The sequence below is a fragment of the Oceanobacter antarcticus genome (assembly GCF_044962685.1).
Classification (GTDB): domain Bacteria; phylum Pseudomonadota; class Gammaproteobacteria; order Pseudomonadales; family Oceanobacteraceae; genus Oceanobacter; species Oceanobacter antarcticus.
The window spans coordinates 25,477-37,843 of the sequence record NZ_JBBKTX010000026.1; the positions used below are offsets into that span (position 1 = coordinate 25,477).

The window sequence follows — 12,367 nt, forward strand, 5'->3', positions numbered from 1 at the left end:
AGCAGCCGCCGTGCCAGCTTTTAAAACCTTAAATAACTATTTGTTTTTAAAGGATTTTATAGAGAAATGATGGTTTTTTATGAAATATGCAAAGACGCGAACTGCGTAATATCAAACAGCGGTAAAAGCCGTGTTGCGGCCAGGTGTTTAAAAACAGACAGGTCATACCAGCTGCGAAGCGCGGGCCACGTTGCCCGCAAAACGAGATGAATATACGGAATAAAAACCCTTGATGGCCTACTTGTTCACCACCAGCCATAACCCCACCAGAATCATGCCCGCCCCCGCCAAACGCTGGGGCGTCACATTGATTTGCGGATATCCCAGCAGGCCAAACTGATCGAACAACAGCGAGGCCAGCACCTGCCCCACCACAATGCCGACGGCCAGCGCCAGCGCGCCGACCTGTGGTGCCACATAGACGATACTGGCGATAATAAACGCCCCCAATATACCGCCCGTCCATGCCCACCAGGGTAAGGTTGTCAGCGCCGATTCGGGTAAGTGGTAATGTCCCATCACCCCAGCCAGTAGCGCCAACACCAGCGTACCGGTGCCAAACGACACCAGAGCAGCCAGCAACGGCGACTGCAGACCGGCACTGAGCCGGGCGTTGATGCCCGATTGGGTGGATAACGCAGACCCGGCAGCGACACAAAGCAGTACCAAATTCACGCTCATACGACGTACCTTTATGATGTCAGGGAGCAACCGGCAGTGTAACCACCAACATCCATACAGCCTCCGTCCCACAACCGGGAACATACCCGACGGTTAATGGAAAGATCTGCTTTCGCGGGGCTGACTGCCAGTCGGTGATCATATCCTGTTGATATAAACTCTGGCTTTATCTCGGTTCTTATCGCTATTTCTGCTTAAATATCGCCACCATCCTCCTGCTCATACTATTGAGGTATATATGGAATTACGCCAACTGAAATACTACGAGGCGGTGGCCCGCTTGCTGAATTTCAGCAAGGCAGCAGAGGAGCTGCATATGGCACAGCCACCACTGTCACGTCAGGTGCAGAATCTGGAAGAGGAGCTGGGAGTCACCCTGATTGATCGTTCCAGCCGACCGCTGAAGCTGACGAACGCCGGGCAGTTTTTTTACGACCAGTCGGTGCAAGTACTGGCTCGGATTGCGGAAGTCAAACGTGCGACCCATCATTTGGGGGCAGAAAAGAAACGCTGGATGGGCATAGGCTTTGTACCATCGGTGCTGTACAGCCATATTCCCAAAGCGATCCAACGCTTTATCAGTGACAACAGCAACATCGATATTTCGCTCTCTGAACTCACCTCAATGCAACAAACCGAAGCCTTGAAAAGTGGCCGCATTGACGTTGGCTTCGGGCGACTGCTGATCAGTGATGAATCCATCGACAGCATCCCCCTGACCAAAGACAAGCTGATCGTTGCGGCGTCGTCCTCCAGCCGACTGGCAGCCTGGAACGATCTGTCGCTGCAACAAATCTGCGAGCAAAAGGTGATCCTCTACCCGTCTGCGCCGCGCCCCAGTTTTGCCGACCAGGTACTGAACCAGTTCAAGGCCCGAGGGCTGGAACTGAACGACATTTTTGAAACCAACAGTCTGCAAACAGCACTGGGGCTGGTTGCTGCGGGTATGGGCGTCACCATTATTCCTGAATCCGTGCGCTTGATGCAGCGGAATGACGTCTGCTATCTGTCCATCCGCGAAGAGGGGCTGGTTTCACCACTGGTCATGTCGATCCGTAAAAATGACAATTCAGACCACCTGCAACGCTTCCGCGCTTACCTCACCCTGCCCACATCCGAGTCATCAGCGCATTGAACGCAGGCGCGCCTGCAGCGGAATCTCATCCTCTCCCTTGTTATCCACCACCAGTAATTCCATCTGCCGATAACGATATTCCCACTGTCCCGACGCCAGTGGGGTTTTACTGATATTAGGTACCGGACCGGTCTGGAAATTAATCCGCCCGGCTATCGACTGATAATCGGTGCTCGCCAACGCCGCACGAATGCTTTCCAGTCGTCCAGGCCCATTGGAATGTTTCAGGGCATTCAGAGCCACCTCAAACAAAGCATGTTTAAAGCCCAGCGGCATCGTCCAGTTACGCCCGGTGCTTTTGGTATAGGCCTGCGCCAGCTCAAAAGCGGATTGCCCGGTCAGACCGGAATAAAACGGAAAGCCAGGACTCCACCAGACTTCCACACTGAGCCCGTTGGCGTCACGTTTGAAAGGTAACAGCGACGACGGAAATTCGGATGCCTTGGCAACCGTGGTGATGTGCGGTTTGAAGTTCTGCTTTAATGCTTCCGTCCAGAAACGCTGAAAAAACGGCGGCGGTAACACGCCCGAGACAATGTCGACCTCCTGCTCCCGGAACTGCCGGACAATCCCTGCAAAATCGACCGCGTCGGCCTGAAAGCGACCGGGGTCAACGATCTCAAACCCGGCTTGGCGCAGCGCGGGCGGAAAGCCCATGCTCTCATCAGCCCATACCCGGCCATCGGCATCATCCGGCCACAACACACCAATCCGCCGGTTGGTCTCGATCTGTTGCCAAAGCGAGATATAGGACTCAATCACATCCTCCAGCCCCCAGAAAAAATGATACGTCCACTGGAAGCCTAGCTTCGGATCGCCACCCCGACCAAAAAAATAACTTTGCCAGGGGGCATCATTGGTCACACAGGGAACCCCCATGCGTTCACACATATCGGCCACCGGATTGGTGGTTTCCGGTGTCGAAGCTGCCAGCACAATATCCACCCGATCCCTGACAATTAGATCACGGGCTGCCTGTGCGGCAACATCGACACTCGACTGGCTGTCACGGTAAAGAATCTCGACCGGAAAACGCTCGGAGCCAACTGGAATCCCCGCCGCCGTTTGCTGCCGCACCTGCTCCATCACAAAGTTATCCGGTTCAGCAAATATTGCCAGCGGGCCAGTTTTCGGACTGATATAACCTATTTTGAAAGTTGGGCTATTGGCCGCCGCAAACGACGGTAATAGCAATCCAGCCAGCGCGGCAGAACCACCAGCAGCAATGAAGCGGCGGCGAGATAACGGGTCTTTTTTTATCATTATTATAATCCTGATCCTGTGGTCTGGCGCATGCTGATCACTGCCGATCAGCTCCGATGCACCTTGTTCCCTGTATACCGAACCGGAACCGATTCGAACACCGCAATCCATGACAGCAGCAACCGGATCGGCTTGTAACCCCGATGACCGCTGTGCTCCTGCACACAGGAACATAGCTTCTCGTTTATGCAACCGGAGCGGTCAGAGCAAGTGTTTATCCCATTCGTGGTGCCAAACCCAACACCGGCCATGATTATCAGTTGGCTCTGCTCTCGACACCAAGCGTGTCGGTTATGCTGGAAACCGGAACTCAATACCACCCTTACGAAGATATTTATCCGTAAATCATCCAGCTCTGCCGTGTATTCAACACGATGACGAAAGGACTCTGTTTACAGGGCGTCACACATCGCCAGATACAACGAGCAGAACGGGCGAATGCCGGGCTATGCCCGACACCCTCCCCCGGAACTGTGATCAATACTCAATCAACAGCTCTTCATCACGGGCAATCAGCTGACAAGCCAGCCGCCAGACGGTTGGCAGATCGTCAACCCGCATGGTATCAACATCGTCTTTGCTGATTTTCCCCAGCTCCGTCAATGCGGATACTTCTTTATCGGTCAGCGGGCCAGCCATACGAGGCTTGCTGCCCAGTGGCGTGACCTTGATCAGGCAGGTGCCACAGTTGCCGTCTTCGCAGTTGAAGTCGATGGGGATCTTGTTTTCCCTGGCAATTTTCAACACGGATTCCGTGTGACTGCCTGCCGTAGCGTATACGGTTTTGTCTTTATACGATGGGTTGCTGAAGGTCAGAATAGCCATATCAGGCTCCTTGATAATTATCTGTGAGTAAAACGAAAAGCGTCTGTGCTGTGGTATCAGGCCGGGCTGACAATAACGTCACCCAGAACCTGAGCCTGACAGGCCAGTCGATGGTGTTTACCCGCAGCGTTGTCGCGCAGGATCTTGTCTTCAATAACGGACGGTGTGGACAGGTTATCCCAGCCTTCCTCGACCTTCATAAGGCAGGTACCGCAGTCGCCTTCGCGACAGCCATACACAATACCTGAGCCGACTTTGTCTGAGATTTCGATCACGCGTACACCAATGGGTACGGTTACGGTGATATCAATGTCCTTGAATGTAATTTGAGCTTTAGCCACGGTTGGTTTCCTTGAATGGAAGGAGTAATCATCGGCCTGACGCCACTGGACGAAACACCGATCCTCTTTTTCTGCGCGGGGAACCCAGCCTTATTGCCTCGGATGTTTTGTTACGCATAGCCAGCAGCCAGGCGCCAACAAACGGATCCGGGCAGCGATTGCATCCAGAGGCAAAATGCATCGCCATTATCGTTATCAGGGCTGTTCAAAAATCAGACTGCAATTGCCAGACCATGGCAAAGGAGCTGGCTAATTGTTTGATAGACAAGGTATTTTTCAAAAGAGAGCGGATAACTGTCGGAAATACGACAATAATAATGTCGTCTTTGTCAGTTCCTGAGCCGAAACTGATTGCTACCGATTTTTTGTCGGAAACCAGACATAAGGGGACATATATTTAATCCTGGTGACAGCGCCTCTGCCCTACTGTGGTTTAACGGAATCGTTCATCTGAACGCTTGGCGCTGATGTCTGCATCACTGGCCTGCAACCAGCCGGAGCGGCTGTCTTTGACAGCATCAAATTTGGCGATGTACGGTTTGATATCCAGCAAGGGGGTACCATCCAGTATATCCACCCCCTCAACAGACAGTCGGTTACCCTCAATTCCGGTTAACTTCACAATCGACATACCCATATGATTGGGCCGTAGTGGCGAGCGGGTAGCAAAGACCCCTCTTGCTTGCTTGTCCATAAAAGGCGTGACCAGCAGTTCGGTGCGGCTGGCCTGATGAAAACTGTAAAAAAGATAGATATGGCTAAAGCCTTCAAGGTCGCGTAATCCGTCCTGGTATTGTTTGTCGATGATGACATACCCGGCAATGTCAGCGGCCCCTTTTGGTTGGATAGGCATGCCGTCAATGGATGTGTGGGGGGAATGTATTACGCCAATCGGGTTTATTACGTGCATGTGTAGCGACCTCCTGTTGATTGATGCCAAGTACTTGCCATCAGGAACCATCAATTGAATCCCGCACAACGCTCGGCTCCCTGCTTCGCTCTCCCTCCTGCATCCATGCCGTCGTGCGCGGGTGCTGCGGGGCGTCAGGACAAGACGGCAAACACCACAAAATGGTGAGTCCTTTTACGTTCGGCAACACAACATAAGGCATTGTGACGTGATTCCCAATGGCCGCGCAAGGTGCAGAATTCGTCCTGACCGGTCAACCAGACCGCCATTACGGCAGCAGTTGCAGCGCAGCCTTGAGGCGTTTCTGCTCCGTCGTGGTGAAGTGTTCTGTGCGATAACGTGCCAGTGCCTGTTCACCCTGTTGCCCTGACAGTTGCCCGGACAGTTTCCCGGACAGTTTCCCGGACAAAGTCGCGTAGTCTTGCAATCGTTGTTGCCAGAGCTGCCGTTGCTGATCCAGTACTGCCAGCCGTTGTGCGGCTTGCTCGCCAAACTGGGCACTGCGCCATTGCTGCAACGTATCACTGTCGGCACCTTGCCGGGCCAGTTGCTGTTCACCCTGTTGCAAGGTAATCAGGCGGCGGCTCTGGCTTCTGGCTTGTTGCAGTTCTGGTGCCAGCTGCTGTTCGAGGGCTTGTAACTGTTGCTCCAGCACCATGGTTGAGTTGCTATCGTCCTCCGTGTTGGTGTGGGCGTTGGTGTGGGCGGCCTGGCGTAACGCCTGCTGCGCCAGAAAACGCTGATCGAGAATGTCGTCCTGAGCGAAAAAGGCCTGGCTGACCGCTGCCGTGAACCATTGCAGACGTAGCCGTTCGGTCCAGTCGAGACGCTGTTGCAGTGCCTCCAGATCGCCGCTGGTCAGACTGCGGCCGGTGCGATCATCGTAGCTGGCCAGCTGGTTGCGATAACCGAGATAAGCATCCAGCAGCGCCAACGCCTCGGTTCGACCAGGATCCGGCAGTTGATTCATGCGCTCAGTGATTAATTCCAGCACCTGTTCAAGGCTTAATTCACCTTGCACCGATAACCAGCTGTCGAGCCAATAACGTAATTGCCGGTCAATAATCAGCTGATTGGCACCGTCGACGTGCAAGCGACCGTCCGGTGCCGCACCACGAAAGGTGGCCAGCCCCAAAGCAACCGCGTCGGGCAATATTTCGCGACGAGTGCTGGTCTGCAGCGGTGCCGCCGATGAAGGCACAGCCATACCGGAAACGGCGTCAGCGGCGGCAACTGCCGCCGCTGACTGAACCCGTACTGTCTCCGGCGACCAGGCACCCGACCCCGCTAGCCACCACACACCGGCCAGCAGCAGCGCAGCAAATATTCCCCATGCTGCGACTATTGGGTGGCGCAGTCGGTATAGAAAGGGCCGTTGTGACGGAGAGTTAGAACCTGGTTCAGCCATGGTTTACAGTCCGGCTTGCTGCAGACGATGCGCATGGGTACGGAATACCGTCAACGGATCCGTTTCGGTCAGGTGATGAATCCCCAGAGTCTGGTTGATTTCGTCGAGGTGGTTCATGGCAAAATCATCCCGTATCACCATCCCCAGGTGCGCCGCACAGGCACCGACCAGACCATCGTTGGCAACACCGGCATCAAAAAACAGCGCTGCCGTGGTAGTCACCACTTCCAACGGATCAAGAATATTGGTCAACGGCGCAGCACCGGCCCAGGAGTAATAACGCACACCGTTAAACTCGTAGTCCCCCTCACCGCATTCGGTCAGTGGAATACCGCCTGGATGCTGCAGGTTAAAGGCCACCGAGTCTGCGGTGGTCATCGAAGCCAGCGAAGCAATCACATCCTGCTCGTAACCGCCACCGGACAACACATCAATCGCGACAGCCAGTGCCGTTCCCAATGACGCCGCAACCCCAGACAGGGCGCTGCCACCCTCAACCCAATCACTCATACCATCGGCAACCGGAGTGCCCTTGTTGACCCCGGAGATCGACGTCACCGAGGCCACCAGGTCGGGCCGTACCGATGCCACATAGCGGGTGGTCGGGCCACCATGGCTGTGACCGATCAGGTTCACCTTATCGGCGCCGGTCAACGCCAGTATCTGTTCAACCTCGGCAATCAATTGCTCTCCCCGCACCTCGGGAGAGTTGGAGTTGGCCACTGACGTCAGATACACCTGAGCGCCATCCGCCTGCAGGGTTTCAGGAACCTTGTACCAGTAATCCACCCCCAGCAGGGAATCAAAGCCGAACAGGCCATGAGCCAGCACAATCGGGTAACGGGTCGCGGTATAACCACCGGATGACTGATCTGACATCGCCCATCCCATGGCAGGCGATAACAGCAACAGACACATCAGGGTGCGCGTGAACGAGCCGGTTTTGCGTTGTAAACAGGACATCAACATCTGGTATTCCTCGGATTATTATTGTTGAGGATTAGGGAACGTTCTCAATGATTAAACCGAGCCTGCTGAGAGCCAGTTGGCTTCAGAACAAGGCATGAGGAGCGTGGTTTAGCGAGCTAAACAAGTGACGAATAACGCCGGACTGGAGTTACTGGCCTCAGCCCGAAGGGTCAGGGTCAATATCCCGCCATGCGGTGTTATTGGACTTGAAAAGGACTCGCCATTCTCGGCGTCCAACGCCTTGCCTGGAGGAATCTTTCCTCCTGACAGGCCGTGGCAAATCATTGAGAACGCCCCCTAAGTACGTTATCTCACTGGTGCATGTACCCGGAGTCTGCCGGGCCAGCACCGATCGGAAGTGTACGTATTCAGTGTCCTGTCGATAGGTCACAAAGTGACAAAAAGGCATCATCATAGTGCCTTAAAGGCAACAGTCTCGATTAGTCCTGACCAAACAGAACAGCAGTAAAGCAGCAGAACCCGCCGAATTATTCGATCACCAGATCCCGTCCAGCCAACACAAACGCCAGGCGAGCTGTAGCCGCGGGTGCGCATAAAGCGGCGAATGTCATTGAGAAAGGGGCTGGAAGTCATTGATCACTCCTTGATCTGATCTGTATGCATATCCAGTATAATTGAAAGTTTGCCCAAATCAATGCGCGCTTTTTCAGAAGCCTTGCGCGCTTTCCCGGACGTTGTTATCGTTAAGGCATTGATACACGGAAAGTTGTTGCGCAGGTTTACAGATTAATGCGCAAGGCACAAAGGAGTTAATGCGCATGCTCGTTTTCACAGAATGGACTGATCTGGAAATGGATTTTACTTCCTATTATTCAAGTAGTTACGGTGATTTCCCAGAAACCGACTTGCCCAGAAACCGCGCATGCGCACTAATAAACTGTTAGCTTTGCCGGAACTTAGCCCAGAGGGAAATGAAAGAGAATGATATTGATATTAAGTGATAGTTTTGACAAACATGCTGATGTCGTATGCGGCAAGTTGAGTTCAAGCAATGAAAAATACTTTAGATTTGATTTGGACACAGACTCCCTAAAGTCCTCTCAGATTACATTTTTTGAGGGAAAATGGAATATTCATCAGAATAATATTTCTATAAACTCAGACCAGATAGATAAGGTTTGGGTGCGGAGGCCTTTCGTTGAAGTCTCCTTGGAGGAGGCTAACATAAATGAGCCAGGATTTAAAATATGGCGCGGAGAGTGGAATAAAACACTACTTGGATTGTACAACACATTAAAGACTGTAAAATGGCTGAATCCATTGGCAAAGTCATATCAAGCTGAAAATAAATACTTACAGATGGATGTGGCAAGAGATGTTGGGTTCATATTGCCACCGTTAATTGTAAGCAATGAGAAAAAAGAGCTTTGCAACTTTATCGACACTTATGGTGATGTTGTGTTGAAACTCATGAATCAAGAGTTTTATCAGGACGCAGATGGAAGTTTTAAGGGCTTGTATGTAAACAAAGTTTCAGAATCTGAAATCCGTGATTTCGGCGATATTGATGAAAACCCAATTGTTCTTCAGGCATATGTAGAAAAAGATTACGAGGTCAGGTACACAGTAGTCGGTAAAGATCATCATGTATGCCAAATACAATCTCAGAAGTCAAAATTAGCTAGTGTCGACTGGAGGAGGTACGACATTCCAAATACACCGCATCATCCAATCGAACCTCCCATCGAAATTCGAGACAAGGTTAATCAGTTTATGAAGTCTTTAGAGCTTGAATTTGGCGCTTTAGACTTTGTTGTGTCGCCATCTGGTGAGTGGCATTTTTTAGAAATCAATACAATGGGGCAATGGTTATGGATTGAAGACTTAACTGGGCTAGGCATATCGGATTCAATTGTAAGTATGTTATCAACGAAGAAGGGTGAAAAATGAAAGTATTCGCTACAAAGTTTCTAGAAGCTCCAAGTAACGATGAGATCTCTCAAGGTGTATGGAATTGGATTCCTGCAAATCCTGATGCTCAAAAGATTTATGGCTCAGGCGCATCAACAAGTACAGCGCAGTCAACTTATGCGGCTGAGAAAGATGACCGCTCTGATTCTGACCGCCCGAACGAAGGGATGCTTGTAGCTGCATAAAAGCTAACAAAAGCATCAACTCGGACTCCGCGAACTGTCGCGATTTTTGCGTACAAAAATGCGCGGCAGCTCGCTCCACCGGTTATGCTGGCGTTAGTTGCATCGGCGAATATCTGTACAAATTGGAAGTATTAAAGTTATGCGTAAAAAAGTTGGAAGAAATGAGCTTTGTCCGTGCGGAAGTAATCTCAAGTATAAAAAATGCCATGGGAGCCCTATCTCTCAACATGTAGCAGAGAGAGCGAATGCAAGCTCGAACATTCCAAATGTCAATCATGACGGAGTGGAAGTAACTGATAATACTGTAGAAAAAGGCAGTAGGTTTCATAAATTAACTATTGGTTCACCGGGAGTTAAAATTTTTAGTTCGGTTATAACTGAAGGTGAATTTGTTAAAGTCCAAGAAAATCCGGAGCAATATTTCCTAATAATAAACGCAGATATACCAGCCTTGCTTCCCCTCGAAGACAGTGAACCATATCCAGTTACTTTCCATGGTCGCCAATACATTATGTTTCATAAAACTAAGACTAAGGGAGAGGAGTTTTTTTCAACTTTAGAAACTAATAAGCTTCCGTATTTTTCTTCATTACAGTTTCAAGGTGAGCTATTTACCAAAAAAGGAGAAGAGCTATCTAAGAACCAAGAAGGTTTTAAAATGATCTTGGAGTCATTACAGAAGATTAATTCACTATTAGAGGAAGACCTAAAGCTAGAAATATCGGATGACCTAATTTTAAGCTACCATATATATTATGTCCCCAAATTTGGCGCGGGGAAACTTGAGCCAATCGCAAGAACTACTGTGCCATACAATGGGGTTATAGACATTAAGGCGCCTTCATCATTAACACCCATAAATGTGGATAAGGTTAAAAGAATTCTTGCTGAAAAGTTAAAAATTCAATCCTATTCAAAAACTGAAATTGAACCTAAAGCAAGGCTTGAAGATTTTTCAAATAAAGTGTTTATTTCAATTCATGATTTTGCATTTTATTGCTCACAACATCCCGAATCACTGCAATCCTTAGATGAAGAGTTGTTGCGAGATCTATATTTGATATTGGCAAAAGTTATTTTTGTTCAAGCTGAAGGGGAAACTTTCCATTTTGATGGAAAGCTAGATTTTAAAATAACAAATATTGAAAATAGATATGAATTTATTAACGGTGAACTAAAGTGGTGGACAGGAGATAGAAGTTTTAAAGAGGCATTTCATCAAGCAGTTAGAAAACATGTAACAGGGCAAGAAGCCTGTATTTATATTTTAATGTTAAACAAAAATAAGAATAGAGAGAATGTAATAAACAAAATTAGGTCTCTAATAGCTTTAGAAGAGGAGTATGTTAGAAGTACTTCTGGTTTGTTATTGCCAGAAAAGTCGAGACAATTTTTTGAGAAACATTTAGTAAAGATAAGAGGGCATGAAGTCCCAGTTATAATAGGTTTGGTCGATTGTTATTATGAAAGAATGTGATTTTATAGGTCAGTCTGCTAGCAAATTGCAACTAACAAGTAGCTACACCGGAAAAAATACTCGCTGCGCTCCCATTTTTCCGGTGAGCTATGCGTTATATTTTACTATTTCCGTAATCACAAAAGGTAATTAAATTGATCTTCCCAATGTTTGCTATGGTTTTGCTTGTCTTCTTTATAGGCATTGTAGAAATTAAGGCACGTATATCTGCGGTCAAATCTAAAGAAATTAGTCCCAAATATTTCCGGCTAATGCAAGGCTACGAAGCACCAGAAGCTATAACGAGAAGCACTCGTTGTTTTAACAATCAATTTGAAATCCCTTTATTGTTCTATGTTGCTTGCACGCTCTATCTTGCTCTCAACATTGAAAGCAAATTGGGTTTAATTACCGCTTGGTTATTTGTAGGTTTTCGGTATATTCACGCCTACATTCATTTAACTTACAACCACATACTACACCGCATGTATACTTTTTGGTTTGCATTTATAAGCGTCATGGTTTTATGGGTAAATCTAGTAATACATCAAATATAACAAATCGCACCAGGCTCAGCCGCTTCGTGGCTTGGACCTCCGTTGCGGCGCTTGAAAAACAGCGCCTTCACTCCGGCCCCTGTGCTTGGCGTTATGGGTTTTAGAGGTGCTGATCCACATCCATACTGTTGTGGAGGATTCGAATCACAACGATCTTGGATTCCATGCCAGCTCGGTAAAAGATGATATGGCTGCCCTGACTGAACTTTTTGTACCTGGCCTTTATTTCATCCGCATCGCGGCCTATTTCAGGTTGGCGAGCAAGCAGCTTGAAGGCAGCATCAAGCTGCTTGAGGTATTTGTCGCGTTGCCGCTTTCCCCATTTTTCAGCGGTAAAGCGGCCAATATCAATAAGGTCTTTTCGAGCGGCGGCGGTGAGTAGATATGAGCGCATTAGTGGGCTTCGTTATCCAGCTCAGCAATAACGTTTTCAAGGGAGTAGTCCGCTATACCGCTTTGCTCGCCTTCATCCAACAGGCGCCGGAGCCTTTCAAGCTTGCTTTCCGTTTCTTCAAGCAGGCGCAGCCCGGCACGCACCACCTCGCTCGCCGAGCCGTAGCGGCCATTTTCAACCTGTGTGGCTATAAACTCGTCAAAGTGGGGGCCAAGTGTAATACTGGTGTTTCTAGCCATGGGGTGCCTCCTGTACCAAATATTGGTATATTCTGCCAAAACACCCATAACAAGGCAAGGCAGGCCGACGCG

General features: G+C 49.5%; 14 protein-coding genes. 5 read left to right on the forward strand and 9 right to left on the reverse strand.

Annotated elements, in window-relative coordinates:
* Positions 1-237: 237 nt before the first annotated feature.
* On the reverse strand, positions 238-681 hold the full coding sequence (locus WG929_RS17595; protein ID WP_416207139.1) for a DMT family transporter: 444 nt from the start codon (positions 679-681) through the stop codon (positions 238-240).
* A gap of 238 nt (positions 682-919) precedes the next feature.
* Here WG929_RS17595 and WG929_RS17600 point away from each other — a divergent pair, with 238 nt between their 5' ends.
* A complete protein-coding gene (locus tag WG929_RS17600) occupies positions 920-1,816 on the forward strand; it encodes a LysR family transcriptional regulator (RefSeq protein WP_416207140.1) in 897 nt (298 codons plus the stop codon).
* Here WG929_RS17600 and WG929_RS17605 read toward each other — a convergent pair.
* The 6 genes from WG929_RS17605 to WG929_RS17630 form a co-directional block, all read right to left on the reverse strand.
* Positions 1,805-3,079 (reverse strand): ABC transporter substrate-binding protein, encoded by a 1,275-nt coding sequence (locus tag WG929_RS17605; protein WP_416207141.1) that lies wholly within the window; start codon positions 3,077-3,079, stop codon positions 1,805-1,807. The two genes, WG929_RS17600 and WG929_RS17605, sit on opposite strands and share 12 nt — an antisense overlap.
* 477 nt (positions 3,080-3,556) lie before the next feature.
* Positions 3,557-3,904: a 2Fe-2S iron-sulfur cluster-binding protein gene (locus tag WG929_RS17610; protein WP_369855779.1), complete on the reverse strand. Its 348-nt coding sequence runs from the start codon at positions 3,902-3,904 to the stop codon at positions 3,557-3,559.
* Positions 3,905-3,960: 56 nt separating this feature from the next.
* Positions 3,961-4,245, reverse strand: coding sequence for a 2Fe-2S iron-sulfur cluster-binding protein (locus WG929_RS17615; RefSeq protein ID WP_369855780.1), 285 nt, complete (start codon positions 4,243-4,245; stop codon positions 3,961-3,963).
* Between the two features lie 433 nt (positions 4,246-4,678).
* A complete protein-coding gene (gene tsaA, locus WG929_RS17620) occupies positions 4,679-5,155 on the reverse strand; it encodes a tRNA (N6-threonylcarbamoyladenosine(37)-N6)-methyltransferase TrmO (RefSeq protein ID WP_369855781.1) in 477 nt (158 codons plus the stop codon).
* A 268-nt stretch (positions 5,156-5,423) separates the two neighbouring features.
* Positions 5,424-6,563: a lipase secretion chaperone gene (locus WG929_RS17625; protein ID WP_416207142.1), complete on the reverse strand. Its 1,140-nt coding sequence runs from the start codon at positions 6,561-6,563 to the stop codon at positions 5,424-5,426.
* A 3-nt stretch (positions 6,564-6,566) separates the two neighbouring features.
* Entirely contained in the window at positions 6,567-7,532 is a 966-nt protein-coding gene (locus WG929_RS17630; RefSeq protein WP_416207143.1) for a lipase family alpha/beta hydrolase, read from the reverse strand.
* Between the two features lie 942 nt (positions 7,533-8,474).
* Between WG929_RS17630 and WG929_RS17635 the strand changes: the two genes are divergently transcribed.
* From WG929_RS17635 to WG929_RS17650, 4 genes are all read left to right on the forward strand, one after another.
* On the forward strand, positions 8,475-9,443 hold the full coding sequence (locus WG929_RS17635) for an MvdC/MvdD family ATP grasp protein (protein ID WP_416207144.1): 969 nt from the start codon (positions 8,475-8,477) through the stop codon (positions 9,441-9,443).
* Positions 9,440-9,649: a hypothetical protein gene (locus WG929_RS17640; RefSeq protein WP_416207145.1), complete on the forward strand. Its 210-nt coding sequence runs from the start codon at positions 9,440-9,442 to the stop codon at positions 9,647-9,649. Before WG929_RS17635 ends, WG929_RS17640 begins: the two co-directional genes overlap by 4 nt.
* 139 nt (positions 9,650-9,788) lie before the next feature.
* A complete protein-coding gene (locus WG929_RS17645; protein WP_416207146.1) occupies positions 9,789-11,126 on the forward strand; it encodes a YecA family protein in 1,338 nt (445 codons plus the stop codon).
* A gap of 146 nt (positions 11,127-11,272) precedes the next feature.
* Positions 11,273-11,662 (forward strand): MAPEG family protein, encoded by a 390-nt coding sequence (locus tag WG929_RS17650; RefSeq protein WP_416207162.1) that lies wholly within the window; start codon positions 11,273-11,275, stop codon positions 11,660-11,662.
* Positions 11,663-11,762: 100 nt separating this feature from the next.
* Here the strand turns inward: WG929_RS17650 and WG929_RS17655 are convergent, their stop codons facing one another.
* Positions 11,763-12,056: a type II toxin-antitoxin system RelE/ParE family toxin gene (locus WG929_RS17655; RefSeq protein WP_369855791.1), complete on the reverse strand. Its 294-nt coding sequence runs from the start codon at positions 12,054-12,056 to the stop codon at positions 11,763-11,765.
* Positions 12,056-12,295 carry a type II toxin-antitoxin system ParD family antitoxin gene (locus WG929_RS17660; protein WP_369855792.1) on the reverse strand — a complete coding sequence of 80 codons (240 nt, stop codon included), beginning with the start codon at positions 12,293-12,295 and terminating at the stop codon, positions 12,056-12,058. The genes WG929_RS17655 and WG929_RS17660 overlap by 1 nt, the downstream gene beginning before the upstream one ends.
* Positions 12,296-12,367 lie beyond the last annotated feature (72 nt).

Coding starts and splice junctions, on each gene's coding strand:
- WG929_RS17640 (WP_416207145.1), top strand. CDS start 9,440: ATGAAAGTATTCGCTACAAAGTTTCTAGAAGCTCCAAGTAACGATGAG.
- WG929_RS17660 (WP_369855792.1), bottom strand. CDS start 12,295: ATGGCTAGAAACACCAGTATTACACTTGGCCCCCACTTTGACGAGTTT.
- WG929_RS17635 (WP_416207144.1), top strand. CDS start 8,475: ATGATATTGATATTAAGTGATAGTTTTGACAAACATGCTGATGTCGTA.
- WG929_RS17650 (WP_416207162.1), top strand. CDS start 11,273: ATGTTTGCTATGGTTTTGCTTGTCTTCTTTATAGGCATTGTAGAAATT.
- tsaA (WP_369855781.1), bottom strand. CDS start 5,155: ATGCACGTAATAAACCCGATTGGCGTAATACATTCCCCCCACACATCC.
- WG929_RS17625 (WP_416207142.1), bottom strand. CDS start 6,563: ATGGCTGAACCAGGTTCTAACTCTCCGTCACAACGGCCCTTTCTATAC.
- WG929_RS17610 (WP_369855779.1), bottom strand. CDS start 3,904: ATGGCTATTCTGACCTTCAGCAACCCATCGTATAAAGACAAAACCGTA.
- WG929_RS17645 (WP_416207146.1), top strand. CDS start 9,789: ATGCGTAAAAAAGTTGGAAGAAATGAGCTTTGTCCGTGCGGAAGTAAT.
- WG929_RS17605 (WP_416207141.1), bottom strand. CDS start 3,079: ATGATAAAAAAAGACCCGTTATCTCGCCGCCGCTTCATTGCTGCTGGT.
- WG929_RS17595 (WP_416207139.1), bottom strand. CDS start 681: ATGAGCGTGAATTTGGTACTGCTTTGTGTCGCTGCCGGGTCTGCGTTA.
- WG929_RS17630 (WP_416207143.1), bottom strand. CDS start 7,532: ATGTTGATGTCCTGTTTACAACGCAAAACCGGCTCGTTCACGCGCACC.
- WG929_RS17600 (WP_416207140.1), top strand. CDS start 920: ATGGAATTACGCCAACTGAAATACTACGAGGCGGTGGCCCGCTTGCTG.
- WG929_RS17655 (WP_369855791.1), bottom strand. CDS start 12,056: ATGCGCTCATATCTACTCACCGCCGCCGCTCGAAAAGACCTTATTGAT.